Below are 18,873 nucleotides of genomic sequence, written 5' to 3'. Positions count from 1 at the left end.
TTTCCATGAGCCAATGTCCTTTCTCCCATGGCAATGCCGCCCAGCAATGGCATGACGCCAAGCTGGATTTCAGCAATGACATGACCTACGGCGACTACCTGGATCTCAAGCGTATTCTCAGCGCCCAGCATCCGTTGTCCAGCGACCACAACGAGCTGCTGTTCATCATTCAGCACCAGACCTCGGAGCTGTGGATGAAGCTGATGCTCCACGAGCTGCGTGCGGCTCGTGAACAGCTCAAGCAAGGGGATCTGCCGCCGGCGTTCAAGATGCTCGCCAGGGTTTCGCGGATCTTCGACCAGTTGGTGCATGCCTGGGCCGTACTGGCGACCATGACCCCCAGCGAATACGTGGCGTTTCGCCCGTCGCTGGGCCAGTCTTCGGGCTTTCAGTCGTTCCAGTACCGCGAGATCGAATTCATTCTGGGCAACAAAAGCGTGCCACTGCTGGAGCCTCATGCTCATCGCCCGGAGTTGCTGGCCGAATTGCAGAAAACCCTTGCCGAGCCGTCGCTGTATGACGAAGCCATTCGCCTGCTGGCCAAGGCTGGCCTGGACGTCGACGCGCAACGCCTGCAAGAGGTGGCGCCAACCCGCACGATCCATAACGAGTCGGTGGAAGCGGCGTGGAAGGTGGTCTATCAGCACCCGCACCAGTACTGGGACTTGTACCAGTTGGCCGAGAAGTTCATCGACCTGGAAGACTCCTTCCGTCAGTGGCGTTTCCGCCATGTGACCACCGTCGAGCGGATTATCGGTTTCAAGAAAGGCTCGGGCGGCACCGAGGGCGTGGGTTACCTGCGCAAGATGCTCGACACCGAACTGTTCCCGGAACTCTGGAGTTTGCGTTCCACCTTGTAACGAATCTGGCGCATCGACTGCGATGCGCCATGTTGTACTGCGTGTCATTAGAACAAAAAAACATCCAATAATAATAAGGTAAGCCATGAACCTCTCTGATCGTACTCGACGTACCGACTGCCCGTAATAAAACCAAAAAACGCACAGTTTATTGCTGCTCTTCCATGACCTGCATCCGTATGGCCTTGCGCGGCGTTATTGCGTGCGCGGGCACGTGGCATGCCGGCCTTATCGAGGTTGCATACATGAGTATCGAAAACACGACCACCCTACAGCGTGGTCTAAGCAGTCGGCATATCCAGCTTATTGCCCTGGGCGGGGCGATTGGCACGGGCCTGTTTCTGGGCACCGCCGGGGTATTGAAAACCGCAGGCCCCTCAATGATTCTTGGCTACGCGATTGCCGGGTTCATTGCCTTTCTGATCATGCGCCAATTGGGTGAAATGGTGGTTCAAGAGCCGGTAGCCGGCTCGTTCGGCCATTTCGCCACCCGTTATTGGGGGCGCTTCGCCGGTTTTCTCTCCGGCTGGAACTACTGGATCATGTACGCCCTGGTGTGCATGGCCGAACTAACCGCCGTTGGTAAGTACGTGCAGTTCTGGTGGCCGGAAGTGCCGATCTGGGTCAGCGCTGCGCTGTTCTTCGTGCTGGTCAATGTGATTAACCTGAGTAGCGTCAAAGCCTTTGGCGAGACCGAATTCTGGTTCGCGATCGTCAAAGTCGCCGCCATTATCGGCATGATTGTGCTCGCCAGTTACCTGCTGGTCAGCGGCAATGGCGGGCCGCAGGCGTCGGTGAGCAATCTGTGGGAGCACGGCGGGTTCTTCCCCAATGGGTTCACCGGCATGCTGATGGCCATGGGTTTTATCCTGTTTGCTTTTGGCGGCATGGAAATGATCGGCATCACCGCAGCCGAGTCGGACAACCCGCGCCGGGTGATCCCCAAGGCGATCAATCAGGTGGTGTGGCGCATCATCATTTTCTATGTCGGTGCCCTGACCCTGCTGTTGGCGCTGTACCCGTGGGATCAGTTGCTGGTCAGCCTGTCATCCAGTCAGGACGCTTACGGTGCCAGCCCGTTTGTGAAGATCTTTTCCCTGATTGGCAGCGATGTCGCGGCCCATGTGCTGAACTTCGTGATCCTCACCGCCGCGTTGTCGGTTTACAACGGCGGTGCCTACTGCATGAGCCGCATGCTGTTCGGCCTGGCCGAACAAGGCAACGCGCCGAAAGTCTTCCTGCGCGTCAACCGTCGCGGCATTCCTGTGGCGGCGGTACTGGCCTCTGCGGCGGTCACCGGCGTGTGCCTGTTGATTAACTACCTGGTGCCGGGCAATGCCTTCGAGTTGATGATGACGCTGGCGGTGGCGGCGCTGTTGATCAACTGGGTAATGATTACCCTGACCCACATGCGCTTTCGCCGGGCCATGCGGATTAAAGGTGAAGCCCTGCATTTCCGGGCGCTGTGGTTTCCGTTCGGCAACATCCTCTGCCTGGCCTTCATGGCGATGATCCTGGTGGTCTTGCTGATGATTCCTGGCATCCGTATTTCGGTGTTCATGATCCCGGTGTGGGTCGTGCTGTTGTGGGTCGCCTTCAAACTCGCAAAGCCGCCAATGAGCGAACTTCAAAGCCCGGCTTTTACCTCTCAGAAGCCATGACTGGCAAGTAACCAAGTCAGGTTGTAATCCTGTTTTTCATGGAGTGAATGATATGTACGTTCGTCTGTTTATGGCGGCTGCGGGTGTTTTAGGCGCGGCTCCGGTATGGGCCGCAGCACAATCAGCGTCAGCCGGTTTTGTCGAAGATGCTCATCTGAATGTATTGATGCGCAATGCTTATATCAGCCGCGATTACAAACACGGCGCGCAGGATAAAGCCGAATGGGGCCAGGGCTTCATCGGCAAGTTCAGCTCCGGATTTACCCAGGGCACGGTGGGTGTGGGTGTGGATGCCTTTGCCATGTATGCCGTGCGTCTGGATGGTGGCAAGGGCCGCAGCGGTGCGCCGGGGATCGAGTTCTTCAAGCGGGGTGACTCGGGCGCGGCTGCCGACGACCTGGCCCGCGCCGGCGGTGCGATCAAACTGCGGGTGTCCAACACCGTGCTCAAATACGGCGACATGATGCCGACCCTGCCAGTGCTCAATCACGACGACTCACGTCTGCTGCCGGAGAGTTTTACCAAGCTGGCGCGAAAAGCCCCTTCCTTAAGGTGGGGGATGAAAGCGCCACCGCGAAGCGCTCATAGGGGTTAACATCCATAAAACCGCCCCTATTCTGTATTTCATGACTGAAATGAAAGCGACCAAAACCCTCAAGATTCGAGTGCGAGACAAGCACGCAGCGCAGCTGCGTGAAGCTTCTCGTGCTGTGAATTTTGTGTGGAACTACGTAAACGAGTTGAGCAGTCGCGCGATTCGTGAGCACGGTCGTTTTCTGTCGGCGTTCGACATTCACCATTGGGGCGCGACAAGCCCCGCCGTTCAGGGCGGGGAAGGATAGCGCGGACGGCGTAGCCGTCCCTGGTTGCAGTGGGGTGTCTGCTGCTGTTCGATGTACGCACCGCCACAGGATGATGCGCAGTAACACGGCGACACAGATGCCCTTTTACGGCGGTATTTCGTTACAAAGACCCCATGGGCGTGCAGCTTGAAAACACCGTGCCGTCCGCGCCTAATGTCGTCTTGATCGCTCATGGTTCAAGAGCAGCATGCAACGACTTCAAGCCTTCAAGTACGAACTCATGCCAGACGGCCGGCAGGAGCGGCAAATGCGCCGCTTTGCGGGCTCCTGTCGCTTCGTCTTCAACAAGGCGCTGGCGTTGCAGAAGGAGCGCCACGAGCAAGGCGAGAACAAGCTCGGCTATGCGGGCCTGTGCAAGTTGTTGACCGAATGGCGCAATAGCCCGCAAACCGCATGGCTGGCCGATGCGCCTGCTCACCCGTTGCAACAGAGCCTCAAGGATCTGGAACGGGCCTACACCAATTTCTTCACCAAGCGAGCCGACTTTCCCCGGTTCAAGAAGAAGGGGCAGCGCGACAGTTTCCGCTATCCCGACCCGAAACAGATCAAGCTCGACCAGACCAACAGCCGCCTGTTCTTGCCCAAGCTGGGCTGGCTGCGCTACCGCAACAGCCGCGAGGTGCCTGGCACGGTGAAGAACATCACCGTGAGCCAGTCGTGTGGCAAGTGGTTCGTGAGCATCCAGACTGAACGCGAGATCGATGAGCAGCCCACGGCACAGGGTGCGGCAGTCGGCATCGACATGGGCATTGCCCGGTTCGCCACGCTTTCGGATGGCTCGTTCTACGCACCCCTGAACAGCTTCAAACGCCATGAAACCGCGCTGTGCAAAGCGCAGCAGGCGATGAGCCGCAAGGTCAGATTCAGCCGCAACTGGAACAAGGCGAAAGCCCGCGTCCAGCGCATTCACTCGCGCATCGGCAATGCCCGCCGCGACTATCTGCACAAGTGCTCCACCACGATCAGCCAAAACCACGCGATGGTGTGTATCGAGGACTTGCAGGTACGCAATATGTCCAGGTCGGCGGCAGGTACGGCCGAGGCACCGGGAAGAAACGTTCGGGCCAAGTCTGGCCTGAACAGGGCCATCCTCGATCAGGGCTGGTTCGAGTTCCGCCGCCAACTGGACTACAAGCTGGCGTGGCGCAGTGGCTGGCTGATTGCCGTGCCGCCGCGAGATACCAGCCGCACGTGCCCGTGTTGCGGCCATGTGTCGGCGGCCAACCGCCAGACGCAAGCGCTGTTCAGGTGTGTGGGATGTGGTTTTGAAGGCAACGCCGATGTGGTCGGCGCGATGAATGTACTAAGGGCGGGACACGCCCGGTTAGCCTGTGAAGTGAGCGCAGAGGTCATGGCGCCAGCAGCAGGAACCCACCGAAGCGACTCGGGGGCGGCTCGATGCCGCGCCTGAGCGCCGTAGGAATCTCCGGCCTTTAGACCGGGGAGGATGTCAACTGGCGCGTGGCTTATGTGCGTGGCGACAACATACGCACCGGCCAGGGCGAAGGGCGTGAGCATGAGATCTTCAATCAGTTCCAGTACGTGGTGCAGAACGGCGCGGCTAAGGATCTGAAAGTGCGCCTGCGCACCTCCAATAACATGCGCCCGGCCGGCTACATGGATGACGGCAACGAGGTGCGTGCGTTCATCGAATACCCGCTCAATATCTTCTGAGCCTTGCGGCCAGGCCCTGCCAGCGCTGGCAGGTGCCCGGCCGCGCTGGATGCCCTGGTTTCGCGTTGGACGACGTGTCTGATGAGTTCTACGCTGCCGAACAGGCCAGGCAGAACCGGGTTGCAACAACCTGTCATCAGCTGGATTGGCTTTTCTATGTCATATGGCGTTATATTTTTGCCATATGGCAAGAGGAGTGACCGTCATGATTTCAGAAAGCCGCGCCACCTATTGTGTGCCCCACGATCCTGCAAGGCCGCTGTTGTTGTTGTTCGGCGACAACGCCAAGCCGCAGATCAACGACGCTTTCGAGCTGCATTCGCTGATGGAAAAGGGCTTTCCGTCAGAGCGGGTCATCGCCTTCGTACAATCGTGCAGCGAGTTTCGTGATCATCAGGTGTTCTCACGCATCATTGGTCTGTCTGACCGCACTCTGCAGCGGCGAATCAAGAATCCTGAACCTTTGACGGCTGAGCAGACCAACGGCGCCTGGCGGTTGGCCAGTGTGCTGAGCCGCGCCGAAGAGGTGCTGGGTGAGCGCAAGCGCGCGTTGAACTGGATGACCACGCCGGCCATGGGGCTGGAGGGCAGGGTGCCGCTGGAGCTGCTGACCACCCAGATGGGCTTTGAGCTGGTTGAAGACTTTCTCACCCGTATGGATTACGGGGTGTACTCCTGATGCTGGTGGCGCCAGGCAGCCGTGAGCTGTACCTGTGGCGTCTTGATCAGGCCAGGCATGCCAGCAGTTGGGCCTCGGGGATCGGTGCCGAAATGGCCGGTGGGCGCTGGAACTCCAGAGGGATCAAAACGGTGTATTGCAGTGCCGACCCGGCCACTGCAATTCTTGAAGTCGCGGTGCACAAGGGCTTTCAGACGCTCGACACAATGGCGCATGTGCTGACCTGCGCCCGGGTGCTGGAGCCTGAGCGGGTGCATCGGGTCTTGCCCCATGAGGTGCCCAACCCCAACTGGCTGGTTCCCGGTTCACCCGGTCGCGGTCAGCAGCAGTACGGCGACCGTCTGCTGGCGCAGCACCCCTTGATCCTCATCCCCTCGGCGGTATCACGTTACAGCTGGAACGTGCTGATCAACCCGCTGACCGCCGACGGCCTGTTCGAAGAGCTCAGTCAGGAACGCTTTGCCCTGGATACGCGGCTCAACCCGCCAGTCAACTAGCCGGCTGCGGCTGCATCTATAACCCCAGGCTGCTTCTGATCAAGCCATACGCCTGAGCAATGATCGGATTGACCGCGTTGGGCCGTACCCACAGGTGATAAGTCACGTCCGGCAGGCGTGGCAGGCCGTCGCTTTCGCCCAGCACGCGCATGTCCGGGCCGACCATTTCCATGCTCCGCGCCGTAATGCCCAGCCCGGCCCGCACCGCGGCCTTGATGCCGATCAGGTTGGAGGCAAGGTACGCCTGACGCCAGGCAATGTCGGCCTGCTCCAGCGCTTGCAGGGCGATGCGCCGATAGATGCTCGGTTCGTCCACCAGAACCAGCGGCAAGGGTTGCAACGGGTCGTGCTGGTACTGCGCTGCGCAGATCCACCACACCGGTGAGGTGCGCAGCGCAAAGCCTTGCAGGCTCGGGTCGGTGCGGGTCGAGATGATCATGTCGACCTTGCCGCGATGCAGGTCTTCCATCAGAAACGGGCTGCGGCCCACGTCGATCTCCAGACGCAGGTTAGGTGCCGAGCGGGCGATATGGCTGAGGATTGGCGGCAGGATGGTATCGGCTATATCGTGCGGCGAGCCGATGCGTAGCACGCCACTGAGGCTGTTATCGCGCAGGGCGTTGAGCGCATCGTCGTTGAGCGCCAGCATCTGCCGGGCATGGCGCAACAACTGGCGACCCGGTTCGGTAAGCGTCTTCTGGCGGCCCTGTTTCTGCAGCAAGGTCACCCCCACCTGCTGCTCCAGGCGCTGCATGTGCTGGGTAACCGAGGACTGGGTGCGTGCCAGCGACTGGCCGGCTTCGGCAAAACTGTGATGATCCACCACTGCCACAAAGGTGCGCAGCAGCTCCAGATCCAGGGTCGATTCAGGCATGGTCAGGGTTGTTTCACATAAGCGGAAAATTCTAATCGATTAAATATCATTATGTATTTGCTCGTAAAGGCCTGAGCTTCAATTCGCTTAGTCCAGTATTTTCGGGCTTATAACCCATTTTTAAAAGCGCTGAAGATTTCGAGTTATAACAATATTAGATATTTGAATTTCCGTTCCCTTCATTGACTGCCTAGGATGCCGCCTCATTGGCCGGACATCCTGGCCGGGGACGAGGAATTGCCATGTCGTTGTTGTTCAAGGCTCGTAAGCCGTTGTTGTGTGCCCTGTTGGCCCCTCTCGCGGCAGTGGTTGCCACTGCCGCCATGGCCGATGCCACGCTGGACAAGATCCAGGAGCGTAAACAGGTCACCGTCGGGGTGCTGCTGTCGGGCGGCCCGTTCGGCGCCATCTACCCGGCCAACCAGCAACCGGTGGGCATGAACGTCGACATGGCCAACGATCTGGGCCGGCAGTTGGGCGCCAAGGTTGAATTGGTGTCGGTACTGCCGGCCAACCGCGTGCAGTTTCTGCAGCAGGGCAAGGTTGATCTGCTGATCGCCAACATGGAGTGGAACACCGACCGCGACAAACTGCTCGGTCATGTGCCGACGCCGTTCTACATGGTCGGCGGCACGGCAGTGGTCAGCAAGGACAGTCCTATCACCACCTGGGAGCAGCTCAAGGACCAGCCGGTCTGCACCTCCCAGGGCAGCAGCTACACCCAGCCGCTGATCAAGCTCGGCGTCGACCTCAAAGCCTTCAAGAGTTCGTCCGAATCCTTGCTGGCCCTGCGTGGCAATAACTGCGTCGCCGCGGTGCATGACGCCACCCTGGTCAACCCGTTGCTGGCCAAGGGCGGCGAGTGGTCCGGCTACCGCGCGATCAGCCCGGAACTCAACCCGGCCCCTTCAGTGATCTGGACCCGCCCCGGCGAGACCGACACCCAGGCCCGGCTGGACAGCATCGTCAAGGGCTGGCACCGCAGCGGCTGGCTGATCGAGCGCGAGAAGGCCAACAACATCACCCCGGCCTCGCCTGCGCTGAAGCGTTTGCAACAGGAAAACCAGGCCACTGGCGCCTGACTCACCGTCTGACCAAGGGATATGTTGATGAGCAAGCGCTTTTCCATTCGTACGCTGGCGCTGCTGGTGGCTCCGCTGTTCGCCGCCTGCGCCGGTCTGGCCCAGGCTGACGCCACCCTGGACAAGATTCAGGAGCGGCACAAGATCAGTGTCGGGGTGATGCTGACCGGTGCGCCGTTCGGCACCATCGACCCGCAAACCCGCGAGCATCAGGGGTACAACGTCGAACTGGCCAAGGCCCTGGCCGCTGCGCTGGGCGTTGAAGTCGAGACCGTCTCGGTGCTGGCGCCCAACCGGGTGCAGTTTCTCCAGCAAGGCAAGGTCGATGTGCTGATCGCCAACATGCAGTACACCGACGAGCGTGCCAAACAACTGAGCTACGTGCCCACGCCCTACGAGCAGGTGGGCGGTGCCGCGCTGATTCGCAAGGACGCGGGTATCAAGAGCTGGGAAGACCTGCGCGGCAAACCGGTCTGCGTGTCCCAGGGCAGCAACTTCATCGAGCCCTTGCAGCAGACCTACGGCGCCGAGATCAAGGCGTTCCGCAGCCAGTCCGAGTCGTTGCTGTCACTGCGTGGCAATGGCTGTGTGGCAGCGGTGCACGTCAGCCCGACCATGCACAGCCTGCTCGATGCACCGGAGTGGTCCGGTTATGAAATTCCACTCGCCAGCGACCTGATTCCGTCGGACTCGGTGATCTGGTTGCGCAAGGGCGAACAGGACACCCAGGCGCGTATCGACGCCATCGTCCGCGACTGGCACCGCTCCGGCTGGCTGCTTGAGCTGGGCGAGCGCACCGGCATGCATCCGTCGGCGGCGCTGCGTGAATTGCACCAGAAGTACAAGAATGCCGCACCGTTGCAGGCGGCCCGATGACCCAGGCGTCACTGTTCGATGGCCTGTGCCAGCTACTGGGCGAGCGTTACGTCCAGCGCGGCGCAGCGGGGCTGTCGGTGCTCAGCGACAAGCATCGTCAGTATCACGGCCAGGTCCAGGCCATCGTGCGTCCCGGCTGCACCGCTGAGGTGGCGGCCGTGGTGCGCCTGTGCGGCGAGCATGATGCGCCGCTGGTGGTGCAGGGCGGTAACACCGGGCTGATGGCCGGCGCTACACCTGATGCCAGCGGCCGTTCGGTGCTGGTGTTGCTTGAGCGCCTGAACCAGGTGCGGGAAGTCGACACCGACAATGACACCCTGACCGTCGAGGCCGGTTGCATCCTCGCCCATGTACAGCAGGTTGCTCGACAAGCCGGGCGGTTGTTCCCGCTGAGCCTGGGCGCAGAAGGCAGCTGCACCATTGGCGGCAATCTGGGCACCAACGCTGGCGGCACTGCGGTGCTGCGCTACGGCAATGTCCGCGAGCTGACCCTGGGGCTTGAGGTGGTCACCGCCGATGGCGAGATCTGGAATGGCCTGCGCGGCTTGCGCAAGGACAACACCGGCTACGACCTGCGCGACCTGTTTATCGGCAGCGAAGGCACGTTGGGCATCATCACCGCTGCCACCCTCAAACTGTTTGCGTTGCCGCGTTCACGTTGCACCGCCTATGTCGCGTTTGCATCGCTGACCGATGCGGTGCGCATGCTGTCCCATGCCCGTGACGGGCTGGGGGCCGGGTTGACCGGTTTCGAGCTGCTGTCCCGCGAGTGCCTGGCATTGCTCAAAGAGCAGTTTGCCGACAGCGTATTGCCCTTCGCTGAATTGCATGACCCCTGGTATGCACTGATCGAACTGTCGTCGAATCAGGCTCAGCCCCTGGCCCAGGCGCAGTTTGAACACGTGCTGGCCGGCGCGCTGGAAACAGAGCTGATCAGCGATGCCGTCATTGCCCAGAGCCTGGCCCAGAGCGAGGCCATGTGGCAGCTGCGCGAAAACATGAGCGAAGCCCAGGGCCGTGCCGGGCGCAACATGAAGCACGACATCTCGCTGCCGGTGTCGCGCATCGCGGCATTTGTTGATCACACCGGCGCCTTGCTGCAACAGCAGTTTCCCGGCGTGCGGCACTTCACCTTCGGTCATCTGGGCGACGGCAACCTGCACTACAACGTCGCCCATCCCATCGGCCAGAGCGTTGAGGCGCATATGGCCAATTACGCCGCGCTCAGCCAGTGCGTGCACGACAGCGTGCAGGCCCACGGTGGCTCGATCAGTGCCGAACACGGCATCGGCCAGCGCAAGCGCGAGTTGCTGCCGCGTTACAAGAGCGCGGTGGAACTGGACCTGATGCGCCGTATCAAGCAGGCCCTCGACCCGCGCGGCCTGCTCAACCCCGGCAAAGTCCTGCCGCTGGAGGCACCATGAATCTGCAATTGTCCCAACGGGTCCGGCGCGTCACGCTGTCGGCCAATGCGGCGGCCAAATCACGGGTTACCGAGCTGCGTGAGGCGGGCCTCGATATCCTCGACCTGACCACCGGCGAGCCGGATTTCGATACCCCCGCACCCATCAAACAGGCGGCGCTGGCCGCGCTGGAACGTGGCGAGACCAAATACACCGCCACCCCCGGCACCCGCGCTTTGCGCCAAGCCATCCAGCGCAAACTGCTGGCGGAAAACCGGCTGGGCTTCGAGCTGGCGCACATCGTGGTCGGCAACGGTGCCAAGGGCATCATCTTCAATGCTTTTGCCGCGACTCTGGATGACGGTGATGAGGTGCTGGTGCCGGTGCCGTACTGGCCGACCTTTCCCGACAGTGTGCGCTTCAACGGCGGCCTGCCGGTGCTGCTCGACTGCCCGCTGGAGCAGGGCTGCAAGCTCACCGCGCAGCAGTTGCAGGCCGCGATCGGTCCGCGCACCCGCTGGCTGATCCTCAACAGCCCCGGCAACCCCAGCGGCGCGTTGTACAGCCAGGCCGAACTGCTGGCGCTGGCCGAGGTGCTGCGTGCCCATCCGCAGGTGTGGGTGCTGCTCGATGAGCTCTATGAGCACATCCGCTTCGACGGCCAACCGCCGTTGAACCTGCTCAATGTGGCGCCGGATTTGGGTGATCGCTGCCTGCTGGTCGGCGGGGTGTCCAAGACCTATGCGATGACCGGCTGGCGTATCGGTTTTGGCGCCGGCCCGCGTGAACTGACCCAGGCCATGACCGTGGTGCAGTCGCAGTCGGCCTCCGGTGCTTCGTCAGTGGGGCAGGCGGCGGCAGTGGCGGCGTTCGAGGGCGGGCTGGAGTTTCTCAAGCCGCAGGTTGCGGCCTACCGTGAACGGCGCGATGCATTGGTCGCCGCATTGGCGCCGGTGTCGGGCCTTCAAGTATTGGTGCCGCAGGGCGGTTTCTTCGTCTTCGTCCAGTGTGCCGGGCTGATCGGCCATTGGCGCCCTGATGGCCGGCAGATTGGCAGCGATGCCGACCTTGTGGAGTGGTTTCTGGAGCAGGGTGTCGCGGTGATTGCTGGCAGCGCCTATGGCGCGTCACCCTGGTTTCGCGTGTCGATTGCCGCCGCCACCGACAGCGTGCGTGAAGCCGGTCGGCGTCTGGCCCTGGCGTGCGAGCGCTTGAGCGAGGTGCGGCAATGATCCAGCAGTTCGTGACCTGGATGGCGCATCTGGGCCTGGATTATCAATTTCTGTTCGACGCCTACCAGCGCGGCAGTCTGATCGACGGTGCGCTGACCACCCTGCTGCTGTGCCTGCTGGGGATTGTCGGCAGCCTGCTGGTCGGCGTGCTGCTGGCTGGCGCACTGACCAGCGGCCGCCGCTGGTTGGTGCTGCCGGCGCGGGTGTTTGTGGAAGTTACCCGCAACACTCCGACCCTGGTGCAGCTGTATTGCGCCTTCCTGGTGCTGAACATGCTGCTGACCCAGGCCGTCGGCACCGGCAACCCGCTGACACCGTTTGCCTGGGTGGTGATTGTCATCTCCCTGCACAAGGGCGCGTTTCATGCCGAGTCGCTGCGCGCCGGCATTGAAGCCGTACCGGCGGTGACCCTCGAAGCCGCCAGTTCTCTGGCCTTTAGCCGTCGCCAGTTGCTGTGGAACGTGCAACTGCCGCTGGCCCTGCGCTTTGCCCTGCCGGCGCTGGTCAACAACCTGATTGACCTGGTCAAGATGACGGCCGTGGCATCGGCGATTGCGGTCAACGACATCACCTATGCGTCGATCATGATCTGGACCCAGAGCGATAACGTCATCGAGCTGATGATCCTGCTCCTGAGCTTCTTCGGGCTGCTCAGCTTTATCGTCAACCTGGCTGGCCGCGCCCTCGAAGCGCGCCTGAGGATGCCTGGCTATGGCCACTGAACAAAGTATCGCCGCACAAGTGTTCGGCGCCCTCTGGCAATGGCTGCCGGCACTGGGCGTGGGCCTGTGGCAGAACATCCTGATCAGCATTACCGCGATTGCCCTGGGCACCGTGCTGGGCCTGCTGGTCGGCGCCTTTGCGTTGTCGCCGGTCGCGCCGCTGCGTGGCCTGGCGCGGGTCTGGGTGCAGGTGTTTCGCAATGCGCCCTGGCTGGTGCTGATCTACTTCACCACCTACGTGTTCCCGTTCGAGATCAAGCTCGCCGGGCATTACCTGCCATTTCCCGACTGGCTCAAGGTCACCGTGGGCCTGGCGCTGCCGGCCAGTGCCAACGTCGCAGAGATCTTCCGGGGCGCCATCGGCTCGATCCCTACCACACAGTGGGAAGCGGCGCGGTCGCTGGCCTTTACCCGTGGCCAGATCTTCACCTCGATCATCCTGCCGCAGTGCTTCAAACGTATGTTGCCGCCGTGGATGAACCTCTATGCGGTGGTGACCATGGGCACCGCGCTGGCCTCGCTGGTCGGCGTGCACGACCTGATCGACACCGCGCAGATCGCCAGCAACACGGTCAACCTGACCGGCTTTACGGTGCTGATCTATTTCAGCGTGCTGGCACTGTTCTTTATCTATTGCTACCCGATTTCCCGCCTCACTCAACGCCTGGAGCGCCGTTATGCCTTCTGAACCCTTGATCAGCCTGCGCGACGTGCACCTGGCGTTTGGCGACAACCGTGTGCTCAAAGGCATCAACCTGGATGTGCACAAAGGCCAGGCGGTGTCGATCATCGGTCCGTCCGGCTCGGGCAAATCCACCATCCTGCGCTGCATCACCGGCCTGCTCAGGCCGCAAAGCGGCTCGATCCGGGTCGGTGGCACCGAGGTCAGCACGCTGCACACCGAGGCCGAGCTGATCAGCCTGCGCAAGCGGGTGGGCTTTGTGTTCCAGCAGTTCAACCTGTTCCCGCATTTGTCGGTCCTGGAAAACCTGGTCATCGCGCCGCGCAAGGTGATGCGCCGCGAGCGCGCCGAAGCCGAGCGTCAGGCCCTGGAGCTGCTGGCCAAGGTGCGCATGGAGCATAAGGCCCATGCCTATCCGGGCCAGTTGTCTGGGGGGCAGCAACAACGAGTGGCCATCGCCCGTGCGCTGGCCATGCGTCCTGAGCTGATCCTGTTCGATGAAGTGACCTCGGCGCTGGACCCGGAAACGGTCGGCGAAGTGCTGACCGTGATCCGCGAGCTGACCGAAGAAGGCATGACCTGCGTGCTGGTCACCCACGAGATGCGCTTCGCCGAAGACATCAGTGACGTGGTGTATTTCACCGAGAACGGCCTGATCGCCGAACACGGCAGCGCCGAGCAGATTTTCCAGCATCCGCATAACGACCGTACCCGCGAATTCCTGCGCCATGCCCTGCATGACCGGGGCCAACGGGTCGGCAAACCGGCTCCGGATGTCTTTAGCAACCTGAGCCGGTTCAGCATTTCCGTATGACCGTGACCCTGACTACACAAAGAGAGACCGCCATGTCCGCCGAATCCGTTATCCAGCCATTCCTGCAAGCCATCCGCGCCATTCATGAGCGCGGCGTCGACCGTGCGGCGCTGAATGAAATCATCAGCCTGCTCGAAGGCCTGACCGCACACCGCGAGCTGTTCAATTTCGAGCGCTTCCCGGCGCCGACGCCAGGCGAGGGTAATACCCAGTTCCGTTATCGGCTGAACGACGACGGTGAAAGCCCGACCCTGTACCTCAACTCGCTGCTGCCGGGTAAAAGCACCCTGCCGCACAACCATGAAACCTGGGCGGTGATCGTCGCGGTCGAGGGTCAGGAACTCAACCGTGTCTACCAGCGCGGCGACGATGGCAGCGACCCGGCCAACGCGGTGCTGGAGCTGGAGCGCGAAGTGGTGGTGCAGCCGGGGACTTCCATCGGTTTTCTCGGCGAAGACCTGCACGGCATCCGCGTTGAAGGTGAACAACCGACCCTGCACTTTCACCTCTATGGCCGACCGCTGGAGTCGCTGGAAAACCGCTACGGCGTGCGCGAAGACGGCTCGGTGATCAACTACAACAAGTCGCAGATGTCGCCTTCGATCGAAGCCTACGGGCTCTGAGCCCAAGACCGTTCAGCTAATCACCGCGCAGCCTGTGGCAGCGAGCTCTGCTCGCGAAGGGGTCAGTGAAGTCGCAGCATCCGCTGCCAATCTACTGCCGCCTTCGCCAGCAAGCCGCTTCCTGCTCAGTCATCCGTTCAACCACGGCAACCCCACTCCAGGACCGGCAGCACTCCCATGAGCCATCCCGTTACCCCCGCACAACTCAAGCAATGGCTGTTCGACGGCCAGGAAATCGCCCTGTTCGATATTCGCGAACACGGCCAGTACGGTGAGGCGCATCTGTTTCATGCAGTGAACCTGCCCTATAGCCGGCTGGAAATCGAAGCCCCGCGTCTGGCACCCAACCCGGCGGTGCGCCTGGTGGTCTATGACCTGGACGGCGGTGAGCTGGCGCAGCGGGCGTTACAGCGCCTGCAAGCGCTGGGCTACCGCAACAGCCACTGGCTGGAGGGCGGCAGCACGGCCTGGCAGGCGGCGGGTAACGAACTGTTTGCCGGCGTGCATCTGCCATCCAAGGCATTTGGCGAACTGGTCGAACATGCCTGCCACACACCGCGAGTTACTGCCCAGCAACTGGCCGGCTGGCAGCGCGAAGGCAAGCCGCTGGTGGTGCTCGACGGTCGGCCGCTCAGCGAATTTCGCAAGATGAGCATCCCCGGTGCGGTGTGTTGCCCCAACGGGGAGCTGGGCCTGCGCCTGGAAGACCTGGTGCCCGACAGCCAGACCCCGATTGTGATCAACTGCGCCGGCCGTACCCGCAGCATCATCGGCGCACAGACGCTGATCAACCTCGGCATCCGCAACCCGGTGTATGCCCTGGAAAACGGCACCCAAGGCTGGTTTCTGGTCGATCAGCCGCTCGAACATGGGCGTCAGGAACACTACCCGGCCCGGCCAGACCGTGCGCCGCTGGATGAGCAACTGCAACGCGCCGTGCGCCTGGCCGAGCAGGCCGGGGTCAGGACAGTGGACGCCGGGCAGGTACTGAGCTGGGCCAATGACCCGCAGCGCAGCCTGTTCCTGTGTGATGTACGCACCCCGGAAGAGTTTGCCGCCGGCAGCCTGCCCGGCGCCCGGCATGCACCGGGCGGCCAGTTGATTCAGGGCACCGACCTGTACATCGGGGTACGCAAGGCGCGGGTGGTGGTGTTCGACAGCGAAGGGGTACGCGCACCGATTGTCGCCAGTTGGCTACGCCAGCTGGGTCATGAGGTCTATGTGCTCAAGGACGGTTTGCACAGCGGTCTGGCTTTGCAAGCGCCACGGTCGCTGGCCGTGAATCTGCCGCTGGCCAGCGTCGCTGAGCTGGCCGATGCGCGGCTGATCGACCTGCGCCCGAGCATGAGTTATCGCAAACGCCACGCCCAGGGCGCCGAGTGGTCGATTCGTTCATTGCTGGCCGAGCAGGTGCGCGGCGAGCGGCGGCCGTTGGTGCTGCTCGCCGATGAGCCTGAAGTCGCGCAACTGGCCGCCAGTGAACTGCCGGCCGAGCAGCGTGAAGGGCTGAGGCTGCTGCTCGATTGGCAGAGCTTGCCAAGCGTGGAGCACGACAACTCGTTGAGCAACGCACAGTGCATTGATTTTCTGTTTTTTGTGCATGACCGCCACGACGGCAACAAAGACGCGGCGCGTCAGTACCTGGCCTGGGAAACCGGCTTGATGGCGCAGATGACCGAGCAGGAAATCGCCAGCCTGCGGCCCTTGCAGGTTCGCGAGCCGCTGCGCACCCGGTTGCTCCATGGCGCTGCCGGGGGGCGGTTCGGTGACGTCAGTGTGGTCAGCCCGTCGGTCACCCGGATGAGCACCGTGCTGTTCGATAACCTGGCGCAGATGAAAGACATCCGCTCGCGCCGCGATCACGAACGCCTGCTCAGCTATGGCGCGCGCGGCAACCCCACAGCCTTTGCCCTGGAAGACCTGCTCACCGAGCTGGAAGGCGGTTACCGCAGCAAGCTGTACGCCACCGGCCTGGCCGCTGTGGCACAGACCTTTCTGGCTTACCTGCGGCCGGGCGATCACCTGCTGCTCACCGATGGCGTTTACGGCCCGGTGCGGCGTCTGGCCCGTGAACTGCTAGAGCCGTTCGGTATCGAGGTGCAGTACTACCGCGCCGACGGCCAGGGCCTGGCGCAACTGTTCAAGGCCAATACCCGCATGGTCTACGCCGAGACCCCGAGTTCGCTGCTTTATGAACTGGTCGACCTGCCGGCCATCGCGGCGCTGTGCAAGGCCCGTGGCGCACTGCTGGCGGTGGACAACACCTGGGGCGCCGGTTACCTGTACCGGCCGCTGGAGTTGGGCGCGGACATTTCCATCACGGCACTGACCAAATACCTGGCCGGCCACAGTGATGTGGTGATGGGCGGGGTGTGCACCACACAAGCCGCCTTTGCGCCACTGGCGCGGATGAGCGACACGGTGGGCAACAACGTCAGCCCCGACGATGCCTGGCTGGTGCTGCGCGGTGCGCGTACCCTGGCCAGCCGCATGGAGGTGCATGAGCGCCAGGCACTGGAAATCGCCCTGTGGCTCAAGCAGCGCCCGGAGGTGGCGCGGGTGTTCCATCCGGCCTTGCCGGAGCATCCTGGCCATGAGCTGTGGCTGCGCGACTTCAGCGGCAGCAACGGCCTGTTGTCTTTTGAACTGGCCGAGCCGGGTGCCCAGCGGCTGGCCAATTTCATCGACAGCCTCAAGGTGTTTGGCCTGGGTGCTTCATGGGGCGGTTACGAAAGCCTGGTCACCGTGGCCGAACTGAGCGAACGTCAGTTTGAGCAGCACCCTAAAGATGCGATCGTGCGCCTGCACATTGGTCTGGAAGATGTGCGTTCGCTCAAGGCCGACCTCGCCAAGGCCTTCGACGCCTTGCGCTGATGTAGTCACGCCGTATACCCGATGGGAGAGGCCGGCCGGTGCTTCGGTTGCCGACGAAGATTGCTGCACAGGCGCAGCAGATGCTGTGACTTTACCGGCCTCTTCACGACCAAGGTCGTTCCCACCCCAATTCTGTCTTGAAATACGGTGGGCACGACCTTGGTCGTGAAGAGGCTGCCTTCATGCAACACACACCTGTGAAGGGCTGTCTTATATCAAAATTATTTTGCATCTTTTTCATATTAGGATATGACAAAAATGCATTTCACAAGGGGCAAGGTTCTCGATAGCTTATGCGAAAAGGTTTTTAGCGGGATTAAATTTATAACCGCTAAATCAAGGTTCGCTATCAAGGAGACCCCTATGAGCGTTCAATTCATCGGCATGCTCGGCCATCGCCTGACTTCCGAGACCCTGGCACCGACGGGGCCGATCTTCGATAAACACGTGATCACCGACTTCGCCCGTGCCCACGAAGAGGCCGGTTTCGACCGGATTCTGGTCGGCTACTGGTCCGATCAGCCTGACGGTTTTCTGGTCACTGCGCTGGCCGGCCAGGTCACTTCGAAGATCAAATTCCTGCTGGCTCACCGTCCCGGTTTCGTTGCGCCGACAGTGGCCGCCCGCAAGCTCGCCACGCTGGATCATCTGCTTGATGGTCGTCTGGCCGTGCATATCATCAGCGGTGGCAGCGATGCCGAGCAGCGCAAGGATGGCGACTATCAGGATCACGACCAGCGCTATGCGCGCAGCGACGAGTTTCTGGAGGTGGTACGCCGGGTCTGGACCGAAGAGCAGCCCTTCGATCATCAGGGCACGTTCTATCAGGCCGAGGCCGCCTTCTCGGCCATCAAGCCGCTGCAGAAACCGCACTTGCCGGTGTACTTCGGTGGTTCGTCACAGGCCGCCCTGCAAGTGGCCGGCAAGCACGCCGATGTCTTCGCGTTGTGGGGCGAGTCGCTGGAGCAGACCCGTGAGACCATCGAGCAGGTGCGTGCCGAGGCCGCCCGCAATGGCCGTGAGGTGCAGTTCAGTGTGTCGTTCAGGCCGATCATCGCGGCTACCGAAGACGCCGCCTGGGCCAAGGCCGACCAGATTCTCACTGCCGCCCGCCAGCGCATCGAACAGGCAGGCCAAGTGATCGCCAACAAACCGCAGAGTGTGGGTGCCCAGCGCCTGCTTGATACCGTGGCCAAAGGTGAGCGCGTGGATGAGCGGCTGTGGACCGGTATCGCCAGGCTGGTGGGTGGCGGGCATAACTCCACCGCACTGGTCGGCACTCCCGAACAAGTGGCCGATGCGCTGCTGGCTTATTACGAGCTGGGCGTGACCACCTTTCTGATTCGCGGCTTCGACCCCATCGAAGACGCCAAAGACTATGGTCGTGAGTTGATCCCGTTGACCCGCGCCAAAATCGCTGACCGTCAGGGCTGAGCCCTCCTCATTCTGAATCGACT

17 protein-coding genes and 3 pseudogenes are annotated in these 18,873 nt (G+C 61.9%); 18 read left to right on the top strand and 2 right to left on the bottom strand.

The features are described 5' to 3' along the window. Positions 1-5 precede the first annotated feature (5 nt). From kynA to NJC40_RS27110, 4 genes and pseudogenes are all read left to right on the top strand, one after another. Positions 6-860 carry a tryptophan 2,3-dioxygenase gene (gene kynA, locus NJC40_RS27125; protein WP_253140720.1) on the top strand — a complete coding sequence of 285 codons (855 nt, stop codon included), beginning with the start codon at positions 6-8 and terminating at the stop codon, positions 858-860. A 245-nt stretch (positions 861-1,105) separates the two neighbouring features. Then, positions 1,106-2,521 carry an amino acid permease gene (locus tag NJC40_RS27120; protein ID WP_253140721.1) on the top strand — a complete coding sequence of 472 codons (1,416 nt, stop codon included), beginning with the start codon at positions 1,106-1,108 and terminating at the stop codon, positions 2,519-2,521. Between the two features lie 70 nt (positions 2,522-2,591). After that, positions 2,592-3,044 (top strand): annotated as a pseudogene (locus tag NJC40_RS27115) (OprD family outer membrane porin); the annotation flags it as partial. Between the two features lie 112 nt (positions 3,045-3,156). Beyond that, entirely contained in the window at positions 3,157-3,363 is a 207-nt protein-coding gene (locus tag NJC40_RS27110) for a hypothetical protein (RefSeq protein WP_253140722.1), read from the top strand. A gap of 107 nt (positions 3,364-3,470) precedes the next feature. Here NJC40_RS27110 and NJC40_RS27105 read toward each other — a convergent pair. Continuing rightward, positions 3,471-3,557, bottom strand: a pseudogene (locus NJC40_RS27105) (IS200/IS605 family transposase); the annotation flags it as partial. A 14-nt stretch (positions 3,558-3,571) separates the two neighbouring features. Here NJC40_RS27105 and NJC40_RS27100 point away from each other — a divergent pair. From NJC40_RS27100 to NJC40_RS27085, 4 genes and pseudogenes are all read left to right on the top strand, one after another. Continuing rightward, positions 3,572-4,795 carry an RNA-guided endonuclease InsQ/TnpB family protein gene (locus tag NJC40_RS27100; RefSeq protein ID WP_492180429.1) on the top strand — a complete coding sequence of 408 codons (1,224 nt, stop codon included), beginning with the start codon at positions 3,572-3,574 and terminating at the stop codon, positions 4,793-4,795. A 38-nt stretch (positions 4,796-4,833) separates the two neighbouring features. After that, positions 4,834-5,058: pseudogene (locus NJC40_RS27095) on the top strand (OprD family outer membrane porin); the annotation flags it as partial. Positions 5,059-5,263: 205 nt separating this feature from the next. Further along, positions 5,264-5,737, top strand: a complete 474-nt coding sequence (locus NJC40_RS27090; protein WP_253141143.1) for an Xre family toxin-antitoxin system antitoxin — start codon at positions 5,264-5,266, stop codon at positions 5,735-5,737. Continuing rightward, on the top strand, positions 5,737-6,234 hold the full coding sequence (locus NJC40_RS27085) for an RES family NAD+ phosphorylase (RefSeq protein WP_253115124.1): 498 nt from the start codon (positions 5,737-5,739) through the stop codon (positions 6,232-6,234). The genes NJC40_RS27090 and NJC40_RS27085 overlap by 1 nt, the downstream gene beginning before the upstream one ends. Before the next feature lie 16 nt (positions 6,235-6,250). Here NJC40_RS27085 and NJC40_RS27080 read toward each other — a convergent pair whose 3' ends face one another. Then, positions 6,251-7,108, bottom strand: coding sequence for a LysR substrate-binding domain-containing protein (locus NJC40_RS27080; RefSeq protein WP_253141144.1), 858 nt, complete (start codon positions 7,106-7,108; stop codon positions 6,251-6,253). A 242-nt stretch (positions 7,109-7,350) separates the two neighbouring features. Between NJC40_RS27080 and NJC40_RS27075 the strand changes: the two genes are divergently transcribed. The 10 genes from NJC40_RS27075 to NJC40_RS27030 all read left to right on the top strand — a co-directional run bounded on the left by NJC40_RS27075 (position 7,351) and on the right by NJC40_RS27030 (position 18,850). Then, positions 7,351-8,190, top strand: a complete 840-nt coding sequence (locus tag NJC40_RS27075; RefSeq protein WP_253141145.1) for a transporter substrate-binding domain-containing protein — start codon at positions 7,351-7,353, stop codon at positions 8,188-8,190. Positions 8,191-8,217: 27 nt separating this feature from the next. Further along, positions 8,218-9,066, top strand: a complete 849-nt coding sequence (locus tag NJC40_RS27070) for a transporter substrate-binding domain-containing protein (protein ID WP_253141146.1) — start codon at positions 8,218-8,220, stop codon at positions 9,064-9,066. Then, positions 9,063-10,490: an FAD-binding oxidoreductase gene (locus NJC40_RS27065; RefSeq protein ID WP_253141147.1), complete on the top strand. Its 1,428-nt coding sequence runs from the start codon at positions 9,063-9,065 to the stop codon at positions 10,488-10,490. Before NJC40_RS27070 ends, NJC40_RS27065 begins: the two co-directional genes overlap by 4 nt. Beyond that, the gene (locus NJC40_RS27060; protein ID WP_253141148.1) at positions 10,487-11,701 is read left to right on the top strand and encodes an aminotransferase class I/II-fold pyridoxal phosphate-dependent enzyme; all 1,215 of its coding nucleotides are present in this window, start codon (positions 10,487-10,489) and stop codon (positions 11,699-11,701) included. Before NJC40_RS27065 ends, NJC40_RS27060 begins: the two co-directional genes overlap by 4 nt. Beyond that, positions 11,698-12,423 (top strand): amino acid ABC transporter permease, encoded by a 726-nt coding sequence (locus NJC40_RS27055; RefSeq protein WP_253141149.1) that lies wholly within the window; start codon positions 11,698-11,700, stop codon positions 12,421-12,423. The genes NJC40_RS27060 and NJC40_RS27055 overlap by 4 nt, the downstream gene beginning before the upstream one ends. Then, positions 12,413-13,111, top strand: a complete 699-nt coding sequence (locus NJC40_RS27050) for an amino acid ABC transporter permease (RefSeq protein WP_253141150.1) — start codon at positions 12,413-12,415, stop codon at positions 13,109-13,111. Before NJC40_RS27055 ends, NJC40_RS27050 begins: the two co-directional genes overlap by 11 nt. After that, positions 13,101-13,919: an amino acid ABC transporter ATP-binding protein gene (locus tag NJC40_RS27045; protein WP_253141151.1), complete on the top strand. Its 819-nt coding sequence runs from the start codon at positions 13,101-13,103 to the stop codon at positions 13,917-13,919. The genes NJC40_RS27050 and NJC40_RS27045 overlap by 11 nt, the downstream gene beginning before the upstream one ends. A gap of 32 nt (positions 13,920-13,951) precedes the next feature. Continuing rightward, positions 13,952-14,542, top strand: a complete 591-nt coding sequence (locus NJC40_RS27040) for a cysteine dioxygenase family protein (RefSeq protein ID WP_253141152.1) — start codon at positions 13,952-13,954, stop codon at positions 14,540-14,542. A 177-nt stretch (positions 14,543-14,719) separates the two neighbouring features. Further along, on the top strand, positions 14,720-17,416 hold the full coding sequence (gene metC / locus NJC40_RS27035) for a cystathionine beta-lyase (RefSeq protein ID WP_253141153.1): 2,697 nt from the start codon (positions 14,720-14,722) through the stop codon (positions 17,414-17,416). 363 nt (positions 17,417-17,779) lie between these two features. Next, positions 17,780-18,850, top strand: coding sequence for an LLM class flavin-dependent oxidoreductase (locus tag NJC40_RS27030; RefSeq protein WP_253141154.1), 1,071 nt, complete (start codon positions 17,780-17,782; stop codon positions 18,848-18,850). Positions 18,851-18,873: the final 23 nt, after the last annotated feature.

This window comes from Pseudomonas sp. 21LCFQ02, from assembly GCF_024129895.2.
GTDB lineage: Bacteria > Pseudomonadota > Gammaproteobacteria > Pseudomonadales > Pseudomonadaceae > Aquipseudomonas.
This window is presented reverse-complemented; position numbering and strand designations above follow the sequence as displayed.